The sequence below is a fragment of the Pseudomonas sp. FG36 genome (genome assembly GCF_057809275.1).
In genome coordinates this window covers 84,300-110,398 of record NZ_JBMDJQ010000012.1, presented here as the reverse complement: position 1 = coordinate 110,398, position 26,099 = coordinate 84,300, and the positions used below count along the sequence as shown (strand labels likewise).

At 63.7% G+C, this 26,099-nt stretch carries 15 protein-coding genes; 11 read left to right on the top strand and 4 right to left on the bottom strand.

Going from position 1 to position 26,099, the window contains the following annotated elements; translation table 11 throughout:
- Positions 1-17: 17 nt before the first annotated feature.
- Positions 18-4,322, bottom strand: coding sequence for an NEL-type E3 ubiquitin ligase domain-containing protein (locus tag ACODS9_RS11985; RefSeq protein WP_489093956.1), 4,305 nt, complete (start codon positions 4,320-4,322; stop codon positions 18-20).
- A gap of 330 nt (positions 4,323-4,652) precedes the next feature.
- On the opposite strand from ACODS9_RS11985, the gene ACODS9_RS11980 reads away from it, so the two are divergent.
- The 7 genes from ACODS9_RS11980 (at position 4,653) to ACODS9_RS11950 (ending at position 11,528) form a co-directional block, all read left to right on the top strand.
- A complete protein-coding gene (locus ACODS9_RS11980; RefSeq protein ID WP_401110872.1) occupies positions 4,653-5,570 on the top strand; it encodes a glutamate/aspartate ABC transporter substrate-binding protein in 918 nt (305 codons plus the stop codon).
- A gap of 147 nt (positions 5,571-5,717) precedes the next feature.
- Positions 5,718-6,464 carry an amino acid ABC transporter permease gene (locus tag ACODS9_RS11975; protein ID WP_011532507.1) on the top strand — a complete coding sequence of 249 codons (747 nt, stop codon included), beginning with the start codon at positions 5,718-5,720 and terminating at the stop codon, positions 6,462-6,464.
- Complete coding sequence (locus ACODS9_RS11970) at positions 6,465-7,136, top strand: amino acid ABC transporter permease (protein ID WP_023629013.1); 672 nt, start codon at positions 6,465-6,467, stop codon at positions 7,134-7,136.
- The gene (locus ACODS9_RS11965; protein ID WP_038706667.1) at positions 7,133-7,867 is read left to right on the top strand and encodes an amino acid ABC transporter ATP-binding protein; all 735 of its coding nucleotides are present in this window, start codon (positions 7,133-7,135) and stop codon (positions 7,865-7,867) included. Before ACODS9_RS11970 ends, ACODS9_RS11965 begins: the two co-directional genes overlap by 4 nt.
- A gap of 68 nt (positions 7,868-7,935) precedes the next feature.
- A complete protein-coding gene (gene aauS, locus ACODS9_RS11960) occupies positions 7,936-9,840 on the top strand; it encodes a two-component sensor histidine kinase AauS (protein WP_367858108.1) in 1,905 nt (634 codons plus the stop codon).
- Positions 9,837-11,165, top strand: a complete 1,329-nt coding sequence (gene aauR, locus ACODS9_RS11955; RefSeq protein WP_046854440.1) for a two-component response regulator AauR — start codon at positions 9,837-9,839, stop codon at positions 11,163-11,165. Before aauS ends, aauR begins: the two co-directional genes overlap by 4 nt.
- Before the next feature lie 27 nt (positions 11,166-11,192).
- On the top strand, positions 11,193-11,528 hold the full coding sequence (locus tag ACODS9_RS11950) for a GlpM family protein (RefSeq protein WP_046854439.1): 336 nt from the start codon (positions 11,193-11,195) through the stop codon (positions 11,526-11,528).
- 4 nt (positions 11,529-11,532) lie between these two features.
- On the opposite strand, the gene ACODS9_RS11945 is transcribed toward ACODS9_RS11950, so the two are convergent.
- Complete coding sequence (locus ACODS9_RS11945) at positions 11,533-12,528, bottom strand: alpha/beta fold hydrolase (RefSeq protein ID WP_489093955.1); 996 nt, start codon at positions 12,526-12,528, stop codon at positions 11,533-11,535.
- A 195-nt stretch (positions 12,529-12,723) separates the two neighbouring features.
- On the opposite strand from ACODS9_RS11945, the gene ACODS9_RS11940 reads away from it, so the two are divergent.
- Positions 12,724-18,126, top strand: coding sequence for a hypothetical protein (locus tag ACODS9_RS11940; protein ID WP_489093954.1), 5,403 nt, complete (start codon positions 12,724-12,726; stop codon positions 18,124-18,126).
- 113 nt (positions 18,127-18,239) lie between these two features.
- Positions 18,240-19,157, top strand: coding sequence for a transcriptional regulator MetR (metR, locus tag ACODS9_RS11935; RefSeq protein WP_401110883.1), 918 nt, complete (start codon positions 18,240-18,242; stop codon positions 19,155-19,157).
- On the opposite strand, the gene ACODS9_RS11930 is transcribed toward metR, so the two are convergent.
- Complete coding sequence (locus ACODS9_RS11930; RefSeq protein WP_367858103.1) at positions 19,141-19,554, bottom strand: NUDIX hydrolase; 414 nt, start codon at positions 19,552-19,554, stop codon at positions 19,141-19,143. The genes metR and ACODS9_RS11930 overlap by 17 nt on opposite strands.
- 163 nt (positions 19,555-19,717) lie before the next feature.
- Between ACODS9_RS11930 and ACODS9_RS11925 the strand changes: the two genes are divergently transcribed.
- Positions 19,718-24,001: an Lhr family helicase gene (locus ACODS9_RS11925; RefSeq protein WP_489093953.1), complete on the top strand. Its 4,284-nt coding sequence runs from the start codon at positions 19,718-19,720 to the stop codon at positions 23,999-24,001.
- A gap of 31 nt (positions 24,002-24,032) precedes the next feature.
- On the opposite strand, the gene ACODS9_RS11920 is transcribed toward ACODS9_RS11925, so the two are convergent.
- The gene (locus tag ACODS9_RS11920) at positions 24,033-24,290 is read right to left on the bottom strand and encodes a type B 50S ribosomal protein L31 (protein ID WP_046854432.1); all 258 of its coding nucleotides are present in this window, start codon (positions 24,288-24,290) and stop codon (positions 24,033-24,035) included.
- 181 nt (positions 24,291-24,471) lie between these two features.
- Between ACODS9_RS11920 and ACODS9_RS11915 the strand changes: the two genes are divergently transcribed.
- A complete protein-coding gene (locus ACODS9_RS11915; protein WP_046854431.1) occupies positions 24,472-26,091 on the top strand; it encodes an FMN-binding glutamate synthase family protein in 1,620 nt (539 codons plus the stop codon).
- The last annotated feature ends 8 nt before the right edge of the window (positions 26,092-26,099 follow it).

Below are 26,099 nucleotides of genomic sequence, written 5' to 3'. Positions count from 1 at the left end.
CCCCTCCCCTAGGATACTCAGGGGGGGGTGCCCCTCCAACGGTCATGGGCTTCCCGTGCCAGGCGTTCGATCAGCGCCCGCTCGCTACGTTCGTAACTCTCTCTCAATGCCTTATAACGGTCGATGAACTCCTGTTCGTTGATCACCTCCCCATCCACCTGCGCTTGCAATGCCTCGAAGCGCGCATGCAACGGTTGCAGAATTTCCTCGAAACGCTCGGCATAGAACTCCCGCACATAACGCTCCCAGAACGGCCTCTGCGCCAGTGAAGCGATCAGCGTTTCAGCCGTTTCATTCTTCAACACCTGATTTTGCGCTCTTATCAGATCGCTGGTGTTCACATTGGCAAAACCGGGGTAATGCATGTCGTCGATTTCAATCGGCAGTCCCAGCGCACGCGCAAGCCGCTGACGGTAGAACAACCTCACTTCGATGTCATCGACAAGCGGGACCTGCTCATTGCGCATCTGGCGCAGGTGCAGCGAAGCCAGACGATCGACCTCATCCAACCGAGATAGCCCGCGCCCCAGGCCGAGCAACCGAGCCTCGATCTGATTGCCTCTAGCATCCTCGACGGCACGCTCCACGGTGACGCCCAGCTCCAGTTGCTCAAGAACCAACAACAGCCTGTCTTCACAGCTACGTGGGCCGGATGCCTCGAGGAACAGGCGCTCGCGCAACTGCTCGTACTGCTCGCAGCCCTGCAGGATTCGCCAGATGCGGCCGCGAAAATGTCCGGGGTGCGATTCATAGTCCGTGGAGCGGACAAAGTCGGCCAGGAACCGAAACAAGCCGGACGACTGGGACTCCTGGTGCAATGCAGTCCAGGTCGCCATATAAGCATCCCGTTCCGTCGCCACTGCGCTGCCAGCCAAGGTTTCGAACAGATCGCCGTCGACCTGCTGGTGACTCGCGGAAGCCGAGCCCCATCGTCCTGGAGAAGTGCCCCTTGCTTCATCGAGTAACGCTTCGGCGGATTCATTCAGCGGATTGTCATGCAGCGACAGCTGCCGCACCTGCAATCGCAAACGCTCAATCTCGCGACGCAGTTCGCGAATATTGTTGTCGCGCAGGTCCACATACGCACGGAACGAGATCCGCTCCGGGAACATTTCCAAACCAACAGAACGCAGATTCACTTCGCGCAGGTTGGCAAGGCGCGTCAACACCGGTGCCCTGCCCAGCGGGTTGTGACTCAGGTCCAGGCGCTGCAGCGCACTTATTCGGGCAAGGCGCAACTCACCGGCTTCATCCATGACGATCCGGTTGTCCCGCAAGTTCAGGTGCCTCAGACGCGGCATCTCGTCAATGCCCTGAGGAATGGCAACAAGGTGATTACCGGATAGATCAAGTTCCACCAGATTGGGAAAACGCCGGAGAAAATCAGCAGAAATTTCCGTCAGCCCGAGATTACTCAACACCAGGCGACGGACGTGATCGTAACGCACGCCGTCGGGCAAGTCGGGGAGGCTGCCAACCCGCTCACCTTCGATGACCAGCACATAATCACCCGCCAAGTCGGTAATCTTGCGTCGCCAGCTGCGCCGCAGCGCGGTAGCGACCCGGCGGCGGCGCAGGGCCTCGAGTGGGTTGCCGGCATCTCGGCGCCATTGGCGCAAACTATCGCGCAAGTGAGCGAGCTGCTCCGTGAGCTGGCTGTAGTGTTCCCACAACCCCACCCGCCGCGCCGCAAGGTCCAGCAGATAGGCCTCCAGCTCCTCGTCGGTCAGTGTCGGAAAAACTTGTTGAATGCCGCGACCGATGGCGCGACGACTGCTTTCGCCTCGCCCGCTCAGCGGATAGCCCAGGCGCCCGTCACCCAGTCGGCTAGGTGGACGCAGGCCGGCGCCGTGACGCGCCATGCCGCAGAGTTCAGCGGCCTGCATCCGATCGGCAAAAGCTGCCTCAGCCAGGAAATAGCCCAAAGCGGCTGGACTCACAGCGGCATCGCCGAGCTCGATTTTCTGGGTATCGTCCAGCGCTGCCAGGAGTGCCCCCAGGTAAGTGACGGACGTCTTTTGATCACCGTAGCGATAGCCGTCAAGTCGCCGGACGATAAAGCGCACATCATCCCCCTCACCAATGCTGGCTAGAATCCGTCCGCTAGAGCTGCCATCGCGCAGTTCGATATGCCAGTCGTCCGGCAAGGATAAACGACGGCTGAGCAAGCCCAGCGCCAGTCGCTCGGTATCGACGTTGACACAACCGGACAGACGCAGTCCGGCACAAGCCCTGTCCAAGCGACTCTCGCGCTGCAGCCAGCGTGCGCGCTGCGCCACGGCCAGTGGAATACGCTGTTCATTGCTGAGCAGGTCAAGCTGCGCCCCAGTGGCTTGCTGTACGACCTCACGCGTACAACGCGCCGAAAGGCCCTGAAAGTTTCGCTGCAGCAAGCGCTCGATGCCATTCGGGCGTGTTTGTCGCCGCGCAATGTGCTGGGCCAGCCGCGCAGCACTGAAATCCGGATGCGACGCGTGGACCTGATGCAGCTCCAGGGCATCCAGCAAACGGGCAGGGGCGCCCGCATGCTCAACATGCAATCGGCGGACCTGCGCCTCTGTCAGCCCAGTCACCTGGAGCAGGTACTCGCATGTGGCCTCTGGCAGCTCCGCCAGGTGCGCACTCAGGCGACGAACAAGATTGGCCTTCCCGGCCCAGAGCTGGGGAGATTCCAACTCATGTCGCCAACCTCCGCTGCCGTTCTGCTCGACCAACGGCCGGTAAGCGCTGGCACGGCCTGGGTGGTGAATCCTGGAGGCTTCATCGTGCTGCCCTTGAACCACCCGGTAAGACTTCTCGTCGACATGCCAGAGCCACTCCTGGGCACCAACGCCACGCCTCGGCTCAGCCTGGTACCCTGGCAGTTCCGCAGCAATGAGTTTGACTTGACTGGCAGAGTTGCGCACCGGTACCAGTTCATCCACAAAGGCGACGCGTTCCACAGCACGCATTGCTACCTTGCTTCCCCCGGCAATCATCACCCCCAGGACCACATTCTCCGCAACGTTGAACAGATGATTCATGCTCCCCTCACGGTCGCCAATACGCCAATCCTGGTAGCCTTCATAGACTTCGTCGGCAATCTGCAGGACGTTAGCCACAAGAAGCATTTCCCCCAAGAGCGGCACAAAGAAGCTGGCGACGTTCAACAGGTCCAAGCCCAGTTCCAGATAGCCCTGCAGCCGTGCCTCTCGATCCTCACTATCTTCAACGCCAGTGGGCACGGCGAGCACCTTGGCGTCATCGATGATCTTGGCCAGGAATTGCGAGCGCAGGTGCTGGAACGGCGCTACGGTCAGCGATGCGTGACGGGTATCGAGCTCCACGCCCGCCGTCTGCGCCTCACCGACGCGCGCCTCCAGCACCCGGTAGAAATTGACACGCTCGCGTTCGGTAATGAAGCGTGCGAAAAACCTGCGATACGACGGATTGCGAAACCGCTCACCCAGATAACGGTTGAGCGCTCCCCAGTCAGCGTGACGGGTCACCGGCGCTTGTGGATCATTGGGCACCCAGAGGATCACCGACTCCAGCGAATCATTGATCGCTGCCCGGATTTCCAGTGTCAGCACGCCGTGGACCAGGCGTCCCAACATATACAACTGGCGCTGCTTGACACTTCCAGTCACGGCAGGCACAACCGGCTTGTCGGCAACTTCAGGCAGCATCAATAGGTAAGTGCGTTCATCGATATCGCCTTTGAACGCCGCCATGCGCATGGCAACCTCGAAGTGAGCCTTGAAACTCTGTTCAACCAGCGCATGCACACGCAAGGTGGCATGCCCCGATTTGCCATCGGGCTCCAGGTGCTGTTCAAGCAAAGTCTGATATTTGCCACCCACGTCCACCTCACGGCATACGGCGGCAAAAGCTGGGAAGCTTATTGGCAGGCGGTTACCGCGACGGTCGATCAGTTCGCCCTTGCGCAGAAATCCCGGACGCGTTTCGCTGCGATGATAGTTATGCAGCGCCGCGGCCAGAAGTGATCGTTTCGTGCGACGAACATACCCGGGCAACGGCAGGGCAGGCGCCGCAGTAGGCAAAGTCACTCGTTCGGACAAGCGCACAACGGCGTACTTCACATCGGGATTGCTCACGCCCATCTGGCGCAGCTTCTCCTCCAGCAACCCTGCGCCGAAAGTATGTAGGGTGGGGATACCCTGCAAGATAGGGGAAAGGCGAGCATTGCAATCCTCTTGGCGGTGTAGTGCTTTACGCAGACCATCGAGCCTTTGCGGCTGCGCATGATCAAGCAGCCACGCTGGCAAGCGCTGTGCAATTAGATCGTCGATGACGTGGATCGTAGGCTGTGTGTCGCTCATGCGCTGACATCTCCTTGCGAAAAGACCAGCACAGCACGACACGGTTTATCCAACGCGTTGCATAATTACGCCCTAGAGGTTATCTGCAAAGACACTTATTCGGATAACCGAATAGATTTCCAGGGATTCGTTCGGATTACCGAACACCACCAAGATCAATTGGAACCGACAAACCCGCACGAACACAGGTCGCCACGGTCGACATCCAGCCTTGGCACGAGTCATGCTCTACACTTGGTAGCCGAATGCACCCGCTTCATGCTGTATTCGTTGAACGAAAGAGTCCGCCAACGGCTCCATAAAAAAAACAAACACGTCGAGGAAAATTTGATGCGCATCGTTCGTCAATTGCTGGGCGCCGCCATCGCGGCCGCTGTCATCGCATCGCCGGTCATGGCTGAAGAGCTGACCGGTACTCTGAAGAAGATCAAGGACTCAGGCACCATCACCCTGGGCCACCGCGACTCTTCCATTCCGTTTTCCTACCTGGCAGGCAGCACTGCGCCCGTGGGTTACTCCCACGACATCCAGCTCGCTGTGGTCGAAGCCCTGAAGAAGCAACTGGGCACCGACATCAAGGTCAAGTACAACCTGGTCACCTCGCAAACCCGCATCCCGCTGGTGCAGAACGGCACCGTGGACCTTGAATGCGGCTCCACCACCAACAACGTCGAGCGCCAGCAGCAGGTCGGCTTCTCGGTGGGCATCTTCGAAGTCGGCACCCGCCTGCTGACCAAGGTCAAGGATGGCCAGCCATCCTATAAAGACTTCCCGGACCTGGCCGGCAAGAACGTGGTGACCACCGCCGGTACCACCTCCGAGCGCATCCTCAAGGCGATGAACGCCGACAAGCAGATGAAGATGAACGTGATCTCCGCCAAGGACCACGGCGAAGCCTTCAACATGCTCGAAGGCGGCCGCGCCGTGGCCTTCATGATGGACGACGCCCTGCTGGCCGGTGAAATGGCCAAGGCCAAGAAGCCTGCCGACTGGGTCATCACCGGCACGCCACAGTCGTACGAAATCTACGGCTGCATGGTGCGCAAGGAAGATGCTGCGTTCAAGAAAGCGGTCGACGAAGCCATCGTCGCCTACTTCAAGTCGGGTGAAGTCAACAAGAGCTACGACAAGTGGTTCCAGCAGCCAATTCCGCCAAAGGGCCTGAACCTGCAGTTCCCGATGAGCGACGAACTGAAGAAGCTGATCGCCGAGCCGACCGACAAGGCCGCGGACGAGAAGAAGTCCTGACCTCCAGCAAATAGTGGCCTGAAGCGCATCCGCGCGAATCCATCCAACAGGCCACCTAGTTAGTGTCTAACCTTTACATCCGAGGGCGTCGAACGCCCCCGGATGTATCGAGGTGCCCGTGAAACAACCGTCTGAGGGGAAATCCCGATGAATTACAACTGGGACTGGGGCGTGTTCTTCAAGTCCACCGGCGTGGGCAGCGAAACCTATCTGGACTGGTACATCACCGGCCTGGGCTGGACCATCGCCATCGCCATCTCCGCCTGGATCATCGCCTTGCTGCTGGGCTCGCTGCTCGGCGTGATGCGTACCGTACCCAATCGTCTGGTGTCAGGGATCGCCACCGCCTACGTCGAGCTGTTCCGCAACGTACCGCTGCTGGTGCAGCTGTTCATCTGGTACTTCCTGGTGCCGGACCTGCTGCCCGAAGGCCTGCAGGAGTGGTTCAAGCAGGACCTCAACCCGACCACCTCGGCGCTGATCAGCGTGGTCATCTGCCTCGGCCTGTTCACCGCCGCCCGTGTCTGCGAGCAGGTGCGCACCGGCATCCAGGCGCTGCCCCGCGGCCAGGAGTCGGCCGGGCGCGCGATGGGCTTCAGCCTGCCGCAGATCTACATGAACGTGCTGCTGCCCCAGGCCTACCGGATCATCATTCCGCCGCTCACTTCGGAATTCCTGAACGTGTTCAAGAACTCCTCGGTGGCCTCGCTGATCGGCCTGATGGAGCTGCTGGCGCAGACCAAGCAGACCGCCGAGTTTTCCGCCAACCTGTTCGAGGCGTTCACCCTGGCCACGCTGATCTACTTCACCCTGAACATGGGCCTGATGCTGCTCATGCGCATGGTCGAGAAGAAAGTCGCCGTGCCTGGCCTGATTTCCGTGGGGGGCAAGTAAATGGAAATGGATTTCAGCGAAATCATCCCCGCGCTGCCCGCCCTGTGGGACGGCATGCTGCTGACCCTGCAACTGATGGTCATGGGTGTGGTTGGCGGTATCGCCCTAGGCACCGTCCTGGCCCTGATGCGGCTGTCGTCGAGCAAGCTGCTGGCCAACGTCGCCGGCGCCTACGTCAACTACTTCCGCTCCATCCCGCTGCTGCTGGTGATCACCTGGTTCTACCTGGCGGTGCCCTTCGTGCTGCGCTGGATTACCGGTGAAGACACCCCCGTGGGCGCGTTCACCTCCTGCGTGGTGGCGTTCATGATGTTCGAGGCGGCGTACTTCTGCGAAATCGTGCGTGCCGGCGTGCAGTCGATCTCCAAGGGCCAGATGGGCGCCGCGCAAGCGCTGGGCATGAGCTACGGCCAGTGCATGCGCCTGATCATCCTGCCCCAGGCGTTTCGCAAGATGACCCCGCTGCTGCTGCAACAAAGCATCATCCTGTTCCAGGACACCTCGCTGGTCTACACCGTCGGCCTGATCGACTTCCTCAACTCGGCCCGCGCCAACGGCGACATCATCGGGCGCTCCCACGAGTTCCTGATCTTCGCCGGTGTCGTCTACTTCCTCATCAGCTTCTCCGCTTCCTGGCTGGTCAAGCGCCTGCAAAAAAGGATCGCCGTATGATTTCCATCAAGAACGTCAACAAGTGGTACGGGGACTTCCAGGTACTGACCGACTGCAGCACCGAGGTCAAGAAAGGTGAAGTGGTGGTGGTCTGCGGCCCGTCCGGCTCGGGCAAGTCGACGCTGATCAAGTGCGTCAACGCCCTGGAGCCGTTCCAGAAAGGCGACATCGTGGTCGATGGCACCTCCATCGCCGACCCGAAGACCAACTTGCCGAAATTGCGTTCGCGGGTGGGCATGGTGTTCCAGCACTTCGAGCTGTTCCCGCACCTGTCGATCACCGAAAACCTGACCATCGCCCAGCGCAAGGTGCTCGGCCGTAGCGAGGCCGAAGCCACCAAGAAGGGCCTGGCCCTGCTCGACCGCGTCGGCCTTGGCGCCCACGCCAAGAAGCACCCCGGCCAGCTGTCAGGCGGCCAGCAGCAGCGCGTGGCGATCGCCCGCGCCCTGTCGATGGACCCGATCGTCATGCTGTTCGACGAACCGACCTCGGCGCTGGACCCGGAGATGGTCAACGAAGTACTGGACGTGATGGTCGAACTGGCCCACGAAGGCATGACCATGATGTGCGTGACCCACGAGATGGGCTTCGCCCGCAAGGTCGCCAACCGGGTGATCTTCATGGACAAGGGCAACATCATCGAGGACTGCCAGAAGGAAGACTTCTTCGGCAACCCCGAAGGCCGCCACGAACGTACCCAGCACTTCCTCAGCAAGATCCTGCAACACTAAGTCGGCCACAGTGACGCTGCCCGGCCACTTGCCGGGCAGCGGAAGCTGGTCGTGACAAGGCCACTGTGATGAAATGCGACCCTTCGCTCCTTCGCCCCGCCCAGCCCACCGTGAAAACCCGCCTGATTCGCCAATTGCTCGTCCCGCCCCTGGTCATCCTGTTGATGGTCGGTCTAGGGATGTCTGGCTTCCTGATCAGCGAAAGCAACGGCATCCGCACGCTCAGCGAAAACGGCGAGCGCCAGCTGGAGCTGCATGCGCGCACCGTCGAAAGTGAAATCAGCAAGTACACCTACCTGCCCAGCCTGCTTGAGCTGGAAGACAGCGTCTCGCGCCTGCTCACCGACCCTGACGCCGGCGACCGCCAGGCCGTCAACGAATACCTCGAAGGCCTGAACCGGCGCAGCCGCAGCCGGGCGATCTTCGTCCTCGATACCAATGGCCGGGTCCAGGCCACCAGCAACTGGCGCGACGCCGACTCCTTCCTCGGCGAGGACCTGGCATTTCGCGCCTACTTCCAGGTCGCCGTGCGCGGCGAACCCGGGCGGTTCTACGGTATCGGCAGCACCACCGGCGAGGCTGGCTACTACCTGGCCCACGGCCTGGAGGAACACGGCAAGATCATCGGCGTGGCCGTGATCAAGGTGCGCCTCGACACCCTCGAGGAGCGCTGGCAGCGTGCCCGCCTGGAGGCCTTCGTCAGCGACGAGAACGGCATCATCATCCTCTCCAGCGACCCGTCCCGGCGCCTGAAATCGGTGCGCCCGCTCAACCCGCAGATCAAGGAACGCCTGGCGCGCAGCCTGCAGTACTACTGGTGGCCGCTCAACGAGCTGCAACCGCTGGCCCGGGAAACCCTCGCCGATGGCGTGGAGAAGCTGACCTTCCCGGCCAACAGCGAGACCGAGCACGGCAAGCAGCGCGACGTCTCCTACCTGGCCCAGACCCGGCGCCTGGCCGACACGCCCTGGCACTTCACCCTGCTTACCCCTTTGCAGGACCTGCGCCGCGAGTCGATGGTGCAGGGCATCCTGGTCGGGGTGGCATTCGCCCTGCTGGCGATCCTGGCCATCGCCTGGAATGAGCGACGCAAAGTGATCGCCACCCGCCTGGCGGCCCGCGAGGCACTGGAAGAGGCCAACAGCCAGCTGGAGCGCAAGATCACCGAGCGCACCGCCGACCTGCGCGCCAGCAACGAACGCCTCAAGGGCCAGATCCGCGAACGCCGCCATGCCGAACAGACCTTGCGCCACGCCCAGGACGAACTGGTCCAGGCCGGCAAGCTGGCGGCCATCGGCCAGATGTCCACCAGCATCGCCCACGAACTCAACCAGCCGCTGGCGGCGTTGCGCACCCTGTCCGGCAACACGGTACGCTTCCTCGAACGCGGCGCGCTGGAAACCGCCAGCGCCAACCTGCGCACCATGAACGACCTGATCGATCGCATGGGCCGTATCACCGCCAGCCTGCGCTCGTTTGCCCGACGCGGCGACGACAGCGGCCAGGCCTCGCTGGAAAAGGCCGTGGAAGCCACGTTGCAGGTGCTGGCCAACCGCATCAGTGCCTGCCACCTGCAACTGCACCGGCAGTTCGACGACCCGCTGCTGGCCATCGACCAGACCCGCCTGGAACAGATCCTGGTCAACCTGATCGGCAACGCCCTCGACGCCATGGCCACCCAGCCCTTGCCGCAACTGTGGCTCGAAGGCGAAGTCCAGGGCGACAAGTACCGCCTGCGGGTGCTCGACAATGGCCACGGCATCGACGCCGAGGCGCGCAAGCACCTGTTCGAACCCTTCTTCACCACCAAACCGGGCGAGCATGGCCTGGGCCTCGGCTTGACCTTGTCGGCAAGCCTTGCCACCGCGGCCAAGGGTACACTGAGCGTCGAACACCCCAGCGGTGGCGGCACTGCTTTCGTGCTTGCCCTGCCCCTGGTCACGCCCCCTAGCGAATTGGCTGAGCCTCTATGAATCAAGCACCTCTCACCGTCCTGATCGTCGAAGACGATCCGCACGTGCTGCTCGGCTGCCAGCAGGCGCTGGCCCTGGAAGATATCGCCTGTGAAGGCGTCGGCAGCGCCGAGCAGGCCCTCGAGCGCATCGGCGACGACTTCGCCGGCATCGTCGTCAGCGATATCCGCCTGCCGGGCATCGATGGCCTGGAGCTGCTCAACCGCCTCAAGGCCCGCGACCGCAGCCTGCCGGTGGTGCTGATCACCGGCCACGGCGATATCGACATGGCCGTCGGCGCCATGCGCAACGGCGCCTACGATTTCATGGAAAAGCCCTTCTCGCCGGAGCGCCTGGTCGATGTGGTGCGCCGCGCCCTGGAGCAACGCGGGCTGTCCCGCGAGGTGCTCGCGCTGCGCCGCCAGCTGGCCGAGCAGAGCAGCCTGGAAGGCCGCATCATCGGCCGCTCGCCGGCCATGGAACATCTGCGCGAGCTGATCGCCAACGTCGGCGATACCTCGGCCAACGTGCTGATCGAAGGTGAAACCGGCACCGGCAAGGAACTGGTCGCCCGCTGCCTGCATGATTTCAGCCGGCGCCAGGGCCAACCATTCGTGGCGTTGAACTGCGGCGGCCTGCCGGAGAACCTGTTCGAAAGCGAGATCTTCGGCCACGAAGCCAACGCCTTCACCGGCGCGGGCAAGCGCCGCATCGGCAAGATCGAGCACGCCAACGGCGGCACGCTGTTCCTCGACGAAGTCGAGAGCATGCCGATCAATCTGCAGATCAAACTGCTGCGCGTGCTGCAGGAGCGCACCCTGGAGCGTCTGGGCTCGAACCAGAGCATCCCGGTGGACTGCCGGGTGATCGCCGCGACCAAGGCCGACCTCGCCACCCTGGGCCAGAGCGGCCAGTTCCGCAGCGACCTGTACTACCGTCTTAACGTCGTAACCCTCGAGCTGCCGCCACTGCGCGAACGTCGCGAGGACATCCTGCAACTGTTCGAACACTTCCTGCAGCAATCGGCCTTGCGCTTCGACCGCGAAGCACCGACCCTCGACAGCCAGACCCTGTCGCAGCTCATGGCCCATGACTGGCCAGGCAACGTGCGCGAGTTGCGCAACGTCGCCGAGCGCCATGCCCTGGGCCTGCCCGCGTTCAAGAAGGGCACCAGTGCCGGCGCCAGCCAGGGGCTTGGCTTCGCCGAAGCGGTGGAGGCATTCGAGCGCAACCTGCTCAGCGATGCTCTGCAACGCACAGGCGGCAACCTCAGCCAGGCCAGCCAGGAACTGGGCATGGCCAAGACCACGCTATTCGACAAAGTGAAGAAATACGGCCTCGGCTGACCTGCAACCCGAACCTGGAAAGACAACGTGGACCTGGTATTCAAAGCGGCCCTGGGCGCCGGCGTGGTGGTGCTCCTGGCGATTCTGTCGAAGACCCGCAACTACTACATCGCCGGTCTGGTACCGCTGTTTCCCACCTTCGCCCTGATTGCCCACTACATCGTCGGCAAGGGCCGTTCACTGGCAGACCTGAAGACCACCATCCTGTTCGGGATGTGGTCGATCATTCCCTACTTCGTGTACCTGGCCACGCTGTACCTGCTGGTCGAGCGCATGCGCCTGGAGGCCTCGCTGGCCCTGGCCACGGTGGCCTGGTTGGTGGCGGCGACCGTGCTGGTGACCCTGTGGGTGCGGATGCATTGAAACCCTAGAGCCCGGCGATATGCGTCACGTCCTGCCGGTGCGCTTGCAGGTAAGGCAGTACCGCCCCCAGCAGCGGCGCCTTGAACGGTTCTTGGAACCGGTGCGCCAACCCCGGGATCAGGCGCAACTGGCTACCCTGGATATGCGCCGCCAGATGCACCCCATGCATCACCGGCAGCAACGGATCGGCGGTCCCGTGCACCACCAGCGTCGGCACCCGCAGCTGGTTGAGCAATGCAACCCTGCTGGGTTCGGCGATGATCGCCATGATCTGGCGTTTGACACCCTCCGGGTTGAACGCCCGGTCATAAGCCACGGTTGCCTGCTCGATCAGTACGGCACGCTCATCGTGCACCTCGGGGCTGCCCAACGCCGCCAACAAGTCGGCCTGCTGCTCGATGGCCACTTCCCGACTCGGCGCGCTGCGCCGCGCCAGCAGTTGCACCAGCGCCGGGGCCGGCGTCGGCAGGCCGACGGCGCCTGAACTGGACATCACCAGGGTCAGGCTGCGCACCCGCTGCGGCGCCATGGCGGCGATGTGCTGGGCGATCATGCCGCCCATGCTTACCCCCAGCACGTGAAACTGACGAATCTCGAGGGCATCCATGAGGCGCACGCCGTCATTGGCCATGTCCGTCAGGCTGTAGGGTGCCGCAACCGGCAACCCCAGCTTGTAACGCAGCAGTTCGATGGTCAGGCTCGCCGAAGCCGGCATTTGGTTCCAGCGCGACAGGCCGACATCGCGATTATCGTAACGGATTACCCGAAAACCCTGGCGACACAATGCCTCGACCACATCATCGGGCCAGTGGATCAGTTGTCCGCCCAGGCCCATCACCAACAGCAGCGCAGGGTCACGGGGCGCACCGACGCTCTGGTAAACCAGGCTCAGCTCGCCCAGCTCGGCCCGTTGCACCGGCGCATGGACGTCACAACGGCCCTCGGCGAAGCTCGCCGGCACACTCAGCAATAGAAGGAAGAAAAGAAAGAAAACGCGCATGAAAGAAACACCAGAATGCAAATCCCCAGTAGAGCGCGAGTCTGATGAACTTACTGCCAGAGTGCTGCCACAAAACCATGACAATTTGATGAATTTTGCCGGGTGGTCGACGCGGTAACTAACTACGACCTACTGGCCTCCATTGCCCCTTCAATAGCGTTGTCCGTTTCGGCCACTCTTATGAAGGATCGCTCGATGATTGAACAGACACTGCCTCTCCCTCCCTTTTCACTGCCCCCCCTGGCCCTCGATGCCGTTCCCCCGGACATGCCGGTGGTTCAACGGGCCAGGGAGAAGTGCGAGGACCTGCGATGTAAGTTCGACACATTGCTGCACCATGCACCCAGCGTGCGGATGGTCATCGCTGCCTGGCTCCAGGACACGCTCGCCGTCGCCCCAGAGGAGGTGGGTCTGCTGATTGAAACGGCGCGGCAGTCATACCACATCGACCTTGTCCGATTAACGGCCTGGGCCCAACACCATGCCGACAGCCCCATGCTTGATACCTGCGCACGCATCACCGGCAACCCCGCGTCGCTGCGGCTGCTGCCCAGCCAGTTACTCAAGCGCCTCGCCAAGCTGGATCTCGCTAGCCTCGTGCGCCAGGGTTGGACCCGCTACTGGAGCGACCGCGCCACGGGGACGCCCCTGAGTCGCAAGGAACATGCACGCGCGCAATACCGACGTCACCTCGAAGCCGCCGTGGACATCGCGTTCGCCAGCGATCCCTCGGCAGCGGCTCTACGGCCAGTCCTGGCGGTCATGGACAACCCTGAGTGGCTACGCATCGATCAACGACAGCTGTGTATCGAAGCCCCCGCCAGTGCCCCAGGCTCGCTGGTCTTCAGCATCGAGGGCGAGCCGGGGTATACCCTCTATTCGCCTGGTAGAACCGAGGTACTGAGTTATCACGTTTCACGTGAAGCACTCGAGGCTGCCCTGCCGATTTCGCCAGGGCCAACCGCCTTCAACTCACTGGACTCGATCGACCAAGGTTTCGATGGCCTGTTCGACAACCTGAGCGACCAGCTCCTCGCGACCCTTGACCATGACCCGGGCGCAACTGTCATCGACGCGACCACCGCGCTAGTGCCCGCGGACCTGCTCCATGCCAGCTGGCGTGCCCCGGGCATCTTCGCCATGCCATTCGCGCTGGAAACCGCTCAGCGCGACGAACGCGGCCCTCCCTCCCTGTTCGAGTTCGGCCGGCTCGGCAACGAGGTTCCCTGGTCGACACGCGTCGAACTTGTCGAACGGCAACTGGACGCTCTGGCGAAACTTTCCGAGCACGAGTCGAAGGTATACCGGCAACAACAAGACATCCTGCTTGCCGCACGCAGCGACGCCCAAGTACAGATCGACGCGATCCTGGCGTCGGCGAAATGGCACTCCGATGCCCACCCGGTCACTGCCTCCCCCGCGCTGCTGCGGGCCCATCGCCAGGCCCTGCTCGCCCATGCCCGCATCCAGTATCTATTGAGAGAGCTGGAACCTGCGGCCTTCGACTTGGTTGAAGCGCTGTTCAAACAAGATGATGCAAGCGTGCTGACGTCTTCACCCGTGCTGCAATCGAGTCCGGACGCCGTTGCGGGCAGCGCCCAAGAGCAGGTCTTGTACGAAGCAATCGTCATAAGCAGGCGTACCCTGCTCGGCACCCCGGACACCAGCCAGCCTTTCATTCTGTACTGGTGCGGCGAGACGGGAGGCATGTTGCCCTGTGACGACTTGGCCGCGCTCGCCGGGTATCTGGGCCAGCACGATGCTACCTTGTCCCTGCGATTCGAGCCTCTATACGGTGATGGTCTGGCCCATGCCCTCAATACCCAACTGGCTCGAGCGCATGGAGCCCGGCAGGCACTACAGGATGAGAGGGGTATCGAGGCGGCGGCGTCCAGCCTGCCGCAGGCAAGCCAGAGCCTGGGCCAACAGCTGCAGGTTCCCTGGCACGAAGCCCGGGAGGTGGCATCGGCCCTCGTCCGCCGTCAGGAACAGCTGGCGGTCACCCTGGGCAGTACAGCGACCGCCTTTGCGCGAATGGCTGAGGATACCCGCGCAGCGTTCACCGTCCTGGCCAACGATTACCTCGCGGCCTTGCACGACAGCCAGGAGTTGATCGAACGCGACCTGCCCGAGCGCACCCAATTCTGCCAGCGGTTGGTATCAAAAGCGCTGAGACGAGACTTCGACGACTTCGATGGCAGGTTAATTCAGCTGCAACTCCCGGTTTCGGTAAGTTGGCGCAACCATCCGATCGCTGGCGGAGGCACCCCAGGGCCCCCCACAAAGCCTGTATTGACGGCGAGCGAGGAGACCGAGGACATCGACCTGGTAACGCTCATGCTGCACAACATCGACAGCGCCATGCTGGAGCGCCTCAGCTTCGTCAAGCCCAAAGGCGCCGACGGCAAGCCACTTGCCCCGTCGGTCGCCCAAGGTCTTGATCGCGATTACCTGCTAGGCCTGGCCCACAGCCTGGACCTCGGCAAACACTACGAATCGACCCTGCATGGCGCATTCGACAATGCAGCCGAGTCCGAGCATGCGCAGGCTTATCGCCGCGAGTGCCTGCTGGCACCCTATCGCCTGATGTTGGCGCTACAGAGTCTGCTGCTTCACCAGAGCGGGCACTTGAGCAGCGCCGGCCAGAAAATCCTGTCCGTGGCAATCGATGCCGACAGCCAAGCGGCCTATCAAGTCGATGGCCATGATATTCGCCTGTTGCCGGCCCATTTCACGGCAGGTGGCGAAGACACCGAAGAACACGCCACGACACTCTCCGGCGTTACCTTCATCGAGGATCGTATCAGCCAGGTAACGCTGCTCTATCGACCGGATCATCCGACCCAGGTGCTACGCCAGTACGACAACCTCGAGCAAGCGCGCCAGGCACTGTTCGATGACACTGACGAGTATCTGGTCAGCCGGGCGCTGAGCGGTACCCCGAACGCCCACCGAGCACGCCTGCGTGAAGCGCGCACCCGCCGCTTCGACGGCATGATCGGTGTAGGTACCCCTTGGCCATCCACCACATCACTGGCCGCGCACTTGCTCGCGGCGCACCGCGGCCGCCTGGTAATGCGTCATCGTGCGACAGCACGCGCCAATCTGGACCTGTATTTCGAGCACTTAGCCGCGCAGAGCGCAGGTGTGCTCATTGGATTCAAGATCGCCCTGGGAGCAATACCGTTCCTGGGGCTGCCTGTCAGCGTCTACGACGCATTCGTCAGTGCGACAGAGGTGGTCCAGGCGCTATCCACAGGCTCGACCGCCGATATCTTGCAGGCCTTCAACGACTTGCTGGTATCGCTGATCGATATTGCAACGGACACGCTTGGTGGAGGTGTCGGCGTCAATGGCGCCGCGATACGTCGATCAATCAGATCGCCTCGACTGCAAAGCCTGCACCAAGGCACAAGCGGGCCAAGCCTGAGTAAGCCGATTCATCGCAGCACCCAGCGTTTTTCCGGACTGGAGCATGACCAACCCCTGTCACTGGAGGGCCTGCGACCCGCCAATCACGGCATGTATCGAGGTATCTATCGACACGCGCAGGGTAACTTCATCCTGATCGCCGACCCCCCCTACAAGGTAAGCTGGGACGCGGCCACCCGCACCTGGCAGTTGGACGGCAACGCCCGACACACCTGGAAGCGCGCTATCGCCCAAGACGAACAGGGCGAGTGGGACACCCATTTCGCCCTCTATGGTGTACACCGTCGAGGCGCAGGTGTCGGTGGCGGACAAGCCCTCGGGCATATCGCCGACACCCTCGACCCCCTCTGGCCCGCCGCAATACGTGAGCGCCTGCCCCGCTGGTGGCGGGACCACGCCTATCGTCAGCACAACCGCCTGCGTGACAGCATCACTCGGGACATGCGTCAGTTACAGCCGCGTACCGACCAGCTAAACCAACAGATGAAGCACGCCCTCGAGCAACACGGGCAACTCGACGTGTCATTGACGACCACGTTGAATACCATGCTTGCCGACGCACAGCGGATCCATGGGGACTGCCAAGCCTTCCAGCAGGTTTCCGCCGGGCGTATGCGCAAACGGGCCCAGGATCAGGCCAACGACTTGGCCATACTCATCTGCAACGGTCGTCAACGCCTGACCAGCGACGCCCGTTTTCAGCTCAATCACGCGCTGGACGAAATCGACCAGCTCAGGCACCTTCTCCATCAAAATTCCCTCGAACTCGTACCCGAGCTCGACGACATGCGGCGGCAACTCATCCTTCAGCAGGTTTCAGAATACAAGAAGGAGATGAGACGAGCCCGAGTCGAGGCGCTCGCCGCCGTCGACGACATCCGTGAGCAAGTCAGCCAGCTGAAGTCCTGGCGCAGGCAGGTCAAACAGGTCGGCGATCAGCGCGATCTGTTCAACACCATTGACCAAACCCTGAACACCTTTGGCGAAGCCATGTTGAACTACATGGCTGTTGCCCAACTGACCGCGCTCGTGCTCAAACCAGGGCAAGCCTTGAGCAGCGGCGGCATCCGCCTGCAATTCTTGATGAAAGACCCGCGCACCGAACTCGACCGTGCGATGTATGCCCTGCATCAATTGGGCGAGACCAGGGCATCCGCCGCGCAGCGCAACAGCATCGTGACGGCCTCACTGCAATGTTCCGAGCGCTTCCGTCGCCATTTGAACTACTGGCAGAGCAGCTACGAACCATTCATCGACACTGCCAGCGCGCAGCGCTTGGGATCATCACTGTTGGCCTATGAAGAACACTTCAGAAGCCTGCTGCTCAACAAGACCAAACCCTCGCTGCAGCCTCCCAAGAAAGGCACTGTCCAACCGCGGGTATTCGAGACGACCGATAACCGCTTGTTGGTCGGCGAGCCCGACCTGCACAGCGCCAATGTCTACCGCATCACCGGTGTGAATGGGCGCACCGAGATCTATCATCAGGATCGTTCGGGCAAATTCACCCTGACCAACCCCGACACGTCACCTGCCAGGGCTCGCAACGTGAGCCTCGCAGAGCTGCAAAGCGAGGCTCGACGCCAACTGGATGAGCTGCAAGCGTATCGCCGCAAGGTGCAGCGGTACGCCGACCAAGGCATGAACGGCGCGAGCCTTGAAGACCTCATGCTCTTCAAGGCAACCGACCTGGACTACCTCGCCTCGCGAATCGCCGATCAGGCAAGTGACGACAGCCTGGTTTACCGGCTGCGCGACGCCGCTCGGGAAGTCACGGGGCAAGGCAGGGCACTGCGCGTGGACTACATCCTGGGCACGCGCCAACCTAACGGCGCACAGCTAGAGTTTTTGCTCGAAGAAGGGCTGGTTCGCATCGAGAAGGTAGGTGGGCTGGTAGAGTTGCGACGAACCGTCGATGGCCGCAGGGACTTTCTGCAGGAGTTCGTGGTGCTCGACACACGCCTGACGCAGCCACGGCCACTCTGGTATGCCCATTTCCATTTCGACAAGGAAGGCGCGTTATTCGACAAGTTCATCAAGGGCCATCTGAAGACTGCCGCCCAACGCCACTTGGGGCGTGAATGGCAGGACAGTCACATCGAGCAGATCTGGCGAGGCGAGCTGGCACGCCCCTTAGCCCGCAAGCACTTCGCGGCATCCTATTGATTCCAGCAGGGGCCCGGACCGGGCCCCGTCTATCGTGCATCGACATACACCACCAACATGAGGGAAACTCAACACCCCATCAATCTAAGCCTGCTGTTCGCTGGAGCATCGTCGTGCTGGAAATACGCCACTTGAAAACCCTTCATGCCCTGCGCGAAGCTGACAGCCTGGTGGAGGCCGCCGAGCGGCTGCACCTCACGCAATCGGCGCTCTCCCACCAGTTCAAGGAACTGGAGGAGCGCCTGGGCCTGCCACTGTTCACGCGCAAGACCAAGCCGATCCGCTTCACCAGCGCCGGCCTGCGTCTGCTGCAACTGGCCGACGCCACCTTGCCGCTGCTACGGGGGGCCGAGCGCGATATCGCCCGCCTGGCCGGTGGTACCGCCGGGCGCCTGCACATGGCCATCGAGTGCCACAGCTGCTTCCAGTGGCTGATGCCGACCATCGACCAGTTCCGTGACGCCTGGCCGGAAGTGGAGCTGGACCTGGCCTCGGGCTTTGCCTTCGCCCCGTTGCCGGCCCTGGCCCGTGGCGACCTCGACCTGGTGGTGACCTCCGACCCGGTGGACCTGGCCGGCATCACCTACGTGCCGTTGTTCACCTACGAAGCCATGCTCGCCGTGGCCAACCAGCACCCGTTGGCCGGCAAGCCCTTCATCGTGCCCGAGGACCTGCTCGACCAGACCCTGATCACCTACCCGGTGGAGCGCGACCGCCTGGACATCTTCACCCGCTTCCTGGAGCCGGCCGACATCGAGCCGGCCGCGGTGCGCACCTCGGAGCTGACGGTGATGATGATGCAACTGGTGGCCAGCGGCCGGGGCGTGTGCGGGATGCCGCACTGGGCGCTGCACGAGTACAGCTCGCGGGGTTATGTGAAGGGCAAACGACTGGGCGACAAAGGGTTGTTCGCCACCCTTTACGCGGCGGTGCGCACCGACATGCTCGATGCGCCGTACATGCGTGACTTCCTGCTGACCGCCAAGGACACCTCGTTCGCCACCCTCGACGGGGTCAGCGCGGTGCGTTGAGGCCTGCGCGCCACAGCGGCAGGATCAGGTCGCGGGTCAGCGGCGCCAGGTTCAGCGTGTTCGCCTGGTCGACGGCCAGCCAGGTCACCTCTTCGATTTCCGCCGCTGGGACAACGGCCTCGTGGCACTCGACACGGAACAGTTCGGCCTGTACCTCGAAGCCCGGCTCGTTGGCAGCCGGGGCGCTGAAGCGGCCCAGGTGGACGGCCTGGGCGGGATCTACGCGCAACCCCAGTTCCTCGTGCAGCTCACGCACCAGCGCCTGAGCCGGCGACTCGCCCGGGTCGATCTTGCCACCCGGTTGCATGAAGGCCAGGGTGTCGCGCTTGCGTACCAGCAGGGTCCGCCCCTGGGAGTCAATGAGCAGGGCGGCGGCGATTCGGATGGTCTTGGGCATGCTGGACACTCGGTTTGCTGAGGTTGCGCAGGATACCTGACAGGGCCCTGTCGCGGGACAAGTCGCAGCGGCGAACCGCCGCTCCCACGAGTACTCGACAGGGCCAGAACAGGCAGACGAACGGCCCCTTGCCATTCCCCTGCTTACCCGCCATAACCAACCCATGAACCTGCCCGCCCCCCTGCACCCGGTGCTCGACCTGTTCCACCCCGCCGTCGCCACCTGGTTCCGCCAACGCTTCGCCACCGTCACCGAAGCCCAGGCCGACGCCTGGCCGCTGATCCATGCTGGCCAGTCGATGCTGCTGGCCGCGCCGACCGGCTCGGGCAAGACCCTCAGCGCCTTCCTCGCGGTGCTCGACGAGTTGTTCCGCCAAGGGTTGCAACAGGGCGGCGAGCTACCCGCGCAAACCCAGGTGGTCTATGTGTCGCCGCTCAAGGCGCTGTCCAATGACATTCGCCTCAACCTCGACGCCCCGCTCGCGGGTATTGGCCAGCAGTTCGCACAACTCGGCCTCGAGGCGCCGCGCATCACCACTGCCGTGCGCACCGGCGACACGCCCCAGAAGGAGCGCGCCGCCATGCGCAAGCTGGCGCCGCACATCCTGGTGACCACGCCGGAATCACTGTATGTGCTGATGGGCTCGGCCTCCGGTCGCCAGGGGCTGGCCAGTGTGCACACGGTGATCGTCGACGAGATCCACGCCCTGGCCGGCAACAAGCGTGGCTGCCACCTGGCGCTGACCCTGGAACGCCTGCAGGCCCTCGCTGGCCGACCTTTGAGACGTATCGGCCTGTCTGCGACCCAGCGACCGGTGGAGCGCGTGGCGCAGTTTCTGGTGGGCCATGGACGGCCCTGCGCCATCGTCGATATCGGTCATGTCCGCCAACGCGACCTGGCTCTGGAAGTGCCGCCTGTGCCACTGGGCGCGGTGATGGCCACCGATGTCTGGAGCCTGGTCTACGACCGCCTCGCTGTCCTCGCCCGCGAGCATCGCACCACGCTGGTGTTCGTCAACACCCGACGCCTGGCCGAGCGCCTGACGCGCCACCTGGGCGAGCGCCTGGGCAACGATGTGGTCGCCGCCCATCACGGCAGCCTGGCCAAGGAACATCGCCTGGTCGCCGAGCAGCGACTCAAGGCCGGCGAACTGCAGGTGCTGGTGGCCACCGCGTCGCTGGAGCTGGGCATCGATATCGGCGATGTCGACCTGGTCTGCCAGATCGCCTCGCCCGGTTCGATTGCCGCGTTCCTGCAGCGGGTCGGACGCTCCGGCCACCAGGTCGAGGGCATCCCCAAGGGCCGCCTGTTCCCCACCTCGCGGGATGACCTGATCGAATGCGTGGCGTTGCTCGACTGCGTGCGCCAGGGCGAGCTGGACGCCCTGCACATCCCTCACGCGCCGCTTGACGTGCTGGCCCAGCAGATCGTCGCCGAGGTCAGCAACCAGCCGTGGTCCGAACGCGCGCTGTTCGACCTGCTGCGCCAGGCCACGCCTTATGCCGAGCTGGACGAGGGCCATTACCAGGCCTTGCTGCGCATGCTCGCCGAGGGCTACAACGGCCGCCAGGGGGTGCGTGGCGCCTACCTGCACCGCGATGCGGTGAACGGCACACTGCGTGGGCGTCGCGGCAGCCAGCTGACCGCGCTTACCAGCGGCGGCACCATTCCCGAGACGGCCGACTATGCGGTGCTACTGGAACCCCAGGCGCTGAACATCGGCAGCGTCAACGAGGATTTCGCGGTTGAAAGTATTGCCGGCGATATCTTCCAGCTGGGCAACGCGTCGTACCGCATCCAGCGCGTCGAGCCTGGGCGGGTGCGGGTCGAGGACGCGCACGGCTTGCCACCGACCATTCCGTTCTGGCTCGGCGAGGCGCCTGGGCGCAGTGACGAGCTGTCTGCTGCGGTAGCCCGGCTGCAGCAGCGTCTCGACCAACGATTGCAGGACGGCGACGCTCAACAGGTGCAGGCCTGGCTCCAGGCGACTTATGAACTGGACGAAGCTTGCGCCAGCCAACTGCTGGACTACCTCGGCCGTACCTGGCAGGTACTCGGCGCCCTGCCCTCGCAGCAGACGCTGGTGATGGAGCGCTTTTTCGACGAGTCCGGCGGCACCCAGCTGATCATCCACTCGCCCTTTGGCAGCCGTATCAACCGCGCCTGGGGCCTGGCCCTGCGCAAGCGCTTCTGCCGCACCTTCAACTTCGAACTGCAGGCGGCGGCCAGCGAGGACGCCATCGTGCTGTCACTGTCCACCAGCCACAGTTTCGACCTGGACGAGGTGTGGCGCTACCTGAACAGCCGCAGTGCCGAAACGATCCTGATCCAGGCTTTGCTCGACGCCCCACTGTTCGGCGTGCGCTGGCGCTGGAATGCCGCGGTGGCCATGGCCCTGCCGCGTTACGTGGGCGGTCGCAAGGTGGCGCCGCAGATCCAGCGCATGAAGAGCGAGGACCTGGTCGCCTCGGTGTTCCCCGACCAGCTCGCCTGCCTGGAGAACATCGTCGGCGAGCGGCAGATCCCCGATCATCCATTGGTCGAGCAGACCCTAGACGACTGCCTGCACGAAGCCATGGACAGCGAGGGCTGGCTGGCGTTGCTGCGGCGCATGGAGCGCGGTGAAGTAGACCTGCTCTGTCGCGAACTGCCGGCCCCCTCACCGCTGGCCTCGGCGATACTCAATGCCCGCCCCTACACCTTCCTCGACGACGCGCCGCTGGAAGAGCGACGCACCCAGGCCGTGCTCAACCGACGCTGGAGCGACGTGCACAGCGCCGACGACCTGGGCGCGCTGGACGCCGACGCCATTGTCGCGGTGCAGGCCGAAGCCTGGCCCCAGGCTCGCAACCCCGACGAAATGCATGAGGCGCTGATGAGCCTGGGGGCCGTAACCGAGCACGAAGTAGATGCCAATGGCGCCTGGCGCGACCTGTTGCAGCAACTGGCCAAGGCGGGCCGGGCCTGTCGCCTGGGTACGGGCGAACACCGTCTGTGGCTGGCCCGCGAGCGCCAGCAGGCGCTGCTGACGCTGTACCCGGATGCTCGCCTGGAACCGGACATGCCGCTGTTGCCGGGCTATGACGTCCCCGTCGACAGCGATACCGCCCTCACCGAACTGCTGCGCTGCCGCCTCGATGGCTTTGGCCCGATGACGCTGGAGCAGATCGCGACACCTCTGGCGCTGAAGGCCGGCGACTGCGAACAGGCCCTGGCCCGCCTGGAGGGCCAGGGCCTCGTGATGCGTGGCCATTTCAGTCCCGGCCAGACGCGCCTGCAATGGTGCGAACGGCACCTGCTGGCGCGCATTCATCGCTACACGGTCAAACGCCTGCGCCAGGAGATCGAACCGGTCAGCCTGCAGGACTACCTGCGCTTCCTGTTCGACTGGCAGCACGTGAGCGGCGAAACCCGCCTGCGTGGGCCGCAGGCGGTATCCGAGGTGCTCGCCCAGCTGCAAGGTTTTCCCGTCGCCGCCGGGGCCTGGGAGGGCGACCTGCTGCCAGCGCGAATCAAGGACTACAGCCCCCACTGGCTCGATGAGGCCTGCCGCAGCGGCCAGTGGTCCTGGAGTCGGCTGGCCGCGACGCTGGCGGCCAGCACCCTGGCCAGCACGCCCCTGGTGCTGCTGCCGCGCGAACACCTGGGGCTGTGGCGCAGCCTCACCCCCGCGCCCGACCTCGAACAGCTGGGTGCCCGCGCGCAGCGGGTCCTGCAGACCTTGCAGGAGCAAGGGGCGCTGTTCTTCGACGAACTGGCCCATGAAGCCCACCTGCTGCCCAGCGAACTGGAATCGGCGCTGCAGGAACTGGTGGGCTCGGGCCTGGCCAGCGCCGACGGTTTCAGCGGCCTGCGCAGCCTCATCAGCCCGGCGGCCAGGCGCAGGCCGCGCACCAGCCGGCGCGGGCACCCTGCACTGTCGAGCAGCATGGTCCATGCCGGGCGCTGGGCCTTGCTGCGCCGCTCGGCCACCACCGTCGACAGCGACCAGCGCCTGGAACATGTGGCCCGCAGCCTGCTGCGTCGTTATGGCGTGGTGTGCTGGCGCTTGCTGGAGCGCGAGAGCGATGTGCTGCCCCCGTGGCGCGCACTGCTGCGCTGCTATCAGCGTCTCGAGGCGCGAGGCGAGATCCGCGGGGGGCGCTTCATTGCCGGGCTGGCGGGCGAGCAGTTCGCCCTGCCCGAAGCGGTAGGGTTGCTGCGCCAGGTGCGCAACCGAGCGCCAGGCGGGGAACTGGTGGTAGTCAGCGGCTGCGACCCCCTGAACCTGGTCGGCACACTGCTGCCGGGGACGAAAGTGCCGGCGGTGGCGGGCAATCGGCTGCTGTACCGCGACGGGGTGCCAGTCGCCAGTCGCGTGGCAGGGAAGTACCTGTTTGCGGTCGAGGCAGCGGCCAGCGAACAGGACCGTTGGCGCCAGCTTCTGTTGCGCGATACAGCAACCTAGAGAACCGTGGAGTACCGCCGCTCCCGCAGGCTCAGCCCTTGGCCTGGAACCCGGCGAAGCGCTTGTTGAACCCGGCCACCCGCCCTTCCACCGTGGTCTTGCGCTGCTGCCCGGTGTACACCGGATGCGAGGCGCTGGAGACATCCAGCGCGACGTAGGGGTAGGTCTGGCCATCGCTGTGCACCTGGGTGCGGTCGGTATCCACCGTGGAACCGATCAGGAAGTACACATCGGCAGCGGTATCGTGGAACAGCACCGGGCGATAGTCGGGGTGAATGCCAGCTTTCATGACGCAATCTCCTGGGAAGCAATAGTGATACTTTATAACGTATCACAATGCGAATGATTTTCGATACCCGAGTTTTCATTTTTCTGCCGCCCGGTTCGCTGGCAAAACGCCGCCCAACCGGGCTATGGTCGGCCTTTGCCCAGGCCCCTGAGCCTGACCGAGCCATCCGCAAGGACCCCGTATGAGCCTGTCACTTCTCAGCCGTTACGCCTTCTTCGCCGCCTGCGTGCTGTTCACCCTCGCCAGCCTGCCGTTCCTAGCCCACGACTGGCTGTGGCCGTTCGCCCTGACCACTGGCGTACTGAGCCTGATCGGCGTGTTCGACCTGCTGCAGCAACGCCATGCGGTACGCCGCAACTATCCGATCCTCGGCAATATCCGCTACCTGGTCGAGGGCATCCGCCCGGAGATCCGCCAGTACCTGCTGGAGTCCGACAGCGATGCACTGCCCTTCTCCCGCGCCCAGCGCTCGCTGGTCTACGCCCGTGCCAAGAACGAGGCCTCGGACAAACCCTTCGGCACCCTGATCGATGTGTACGAGTCGGGCTTCGAATTCATCGGCCATTCCATGCGCCCCGCGCCGCTGGCCGACCCGGCCGCCTTTCGTGTCGTGGTCGGCGGCCCGCAATGTACGCAGCCGTATTCCGCGTCGATCTTCAACATCTCGGCCATGAGCTTCGGCTCGCTCAGCGCCAACGCCATCCGCGCCCTCAATCAGGGCGCCAAGCTGGGCAACTTCCACCACGACACCGGCGAAGGCAGCATCAGCCCCTACCACCGCGAGCACGGCGGCGACCTGGTGTGGGAGCTGGGCAGTGGCTACTTCGGCTGCCGCACCGCGGATGGCCGCTTCGACCCCGAGCGCTTCGCCGCCCAGGCGCAGAGCCCGCAGGTGCGGATGATCGAGATCAAGATGAGCCAGGGCGCCAAACCCGGCCACGGCGGCATCCTGCCCAAGCACAAGGTGACCAAGGAGATCGCCGAGACCCGCGGCATCCTGATGGGCGAGGACTGCATCTCGCCGTCGCGTCACAGCGCCTTCTCCACGCCGATCGAAATGATGCAGTTCATCGCCCAACTGCGTGAACTGTCCGGCGGCAAGCCGGTGGGCTTCAAGTTCTGCCTCGGCCACCCCTGGGAGTTCATGGGCATTGCCAAGGCCATGCTGGAAACCGGCATCCTCCCCGACTTCATCGTCGTCGACGGCAAGGAAGGCGGCACCGGCGCCGCCCCGGTGGAGTTCACCGACCATATCGGCGTGCCGCTGCGCGAAGGCCTGCTGTTCGTGCATAACACCCTTGTCGGCCTGAACCTGCGCGACAAGATCAAGCTCGGCGCCAGCGGCAAGATCGTCAGCGCCTTCGACATCGCCAGCGTGCTGGCCATCGGCGCCGACTGGGCCAACTCGGCGCGCGGCTTCATGTTCGCCATCGGCTGCATCCAGTCGCAGAGCTGCCACACCAACAAGTGCCCGACCGGCGTAGCCACCCAGGACGCCCTGCGCCAGCGCGCGCTGGTGGTGCCGGACAAGGCCCAGCGGGTGTTCAACTTCCATCACAACACCCTGCGCGCCCTGGCCGAAATGCTTGCCGCCGCAGGGCTGGAGCACCCAGCGCAACTAGAGGCCAAGCACCTGGTGCGGCGTATCTCGGCTACCGAGATCAAGCTGTTCTCGCAGATGCATGTATTCCTCAAGCCGGGTGAGTTGCTCACCGGCGAAGTGAACGGGCAGTTCTATTCGCGGATGTGGCAGCTGGCCCGGGCGGACAGCTTCGAGCCGCACAGCGAGGTAGCGGCCTGATCAGACTT

Bases quoted from the DNA above. Each gene is read 5' to 3' on its own strand.
- ACODS9_RS11985 (WP_489093956.1), bottom strand. From the start codon at position 4,322: ATGAGCGACACACAGCCTACGATCCACGTCATCGACGATCTAATTGCA.
- ACODS9_RS11980 (WP_401110872.1), top strand. From the start codon at position 4,653: ATGCGCATCGTTCGTCAATTGCTGGGCGCCGCCATCGCGGCCGCTGTC.
- ACODS9_RS11975 (WP_011532507.1), top strand. From the start codon at position 5,718: ATGAATTACAACTGGGACTGGGGCGTGTTCTTCAAGTCCACCGGCGTG.
- ACODS9_RS11970 (WP_023629013.1), top strand. From the start codon at position 6,465: ATGGAAATGGATTTCAGCGAAATCATCCCCGCGCTGCCCGCCCTGTGG.
- ACODS9_RS11965 (WP_038706667.1), top strand. From the start codon at position 7,133: ATGATTTCCATCAAGAACGTCAACAAGTGGTACGGGGACTTCCAGGTA.
- aauS (WP_367858108.1), top strand. From the start codon at position 7,936: ATGAAATGCGACCCTTCGCTCCTTCGCCCCGCCCAGCCCACCGTGAAA.
- aauR (WP_046854440.1), top strand. From the start codon at position 9,837: ATGAATCAAGCACCTCTCACCGTCCTGATCGTCGAAGACGATCCGCAC.
- ACODS9_RS11945 (WP_489093955.1), bottom strand. From the start codon at position 12,528: ATGCGCGTTTTCTTTCTTTTCTTCCTTCTATTGCTGAGTGTGCCGGCG.
- ACODS9_RS11940 (WP_489093954.1), top strand. From the start codon at position 12,724: ATGATTGAACAGACACTGCCTCTCCCTCCCTTTTCACTGCCCCCCCTG.
- ACODS9_RS11930 (WP_367858103.1), bottom strand. From the start codon at position 19,554: ATGCCCAAGACCATCCGAATCGCCGCCGCCCTGCTCATTGACTCCCAG.
- ACODS9_RS11925 (WP_489093953.1), top strand. From the start codon at position 19,718: ATGAACCTGCCCGCCCCCCTGCACCCGGTGCTCGACCTGTTCCACCCC.
- ACODS9_RS11920 (WP_046854432.1), bottom strand. From the start codon at position 24,290: ATGAAAGCTGGCATTCACCCCGACTATCGCCCGGTGCTGTTCCACGAT.
- ACODS9_RS11915 (WP_046854431.1), top strand. From the start codon at position 24,472: ATGAGCCTGTCACTTCTCAGCCGTTACGCCTTCTTCGCCGCCTGCGTG.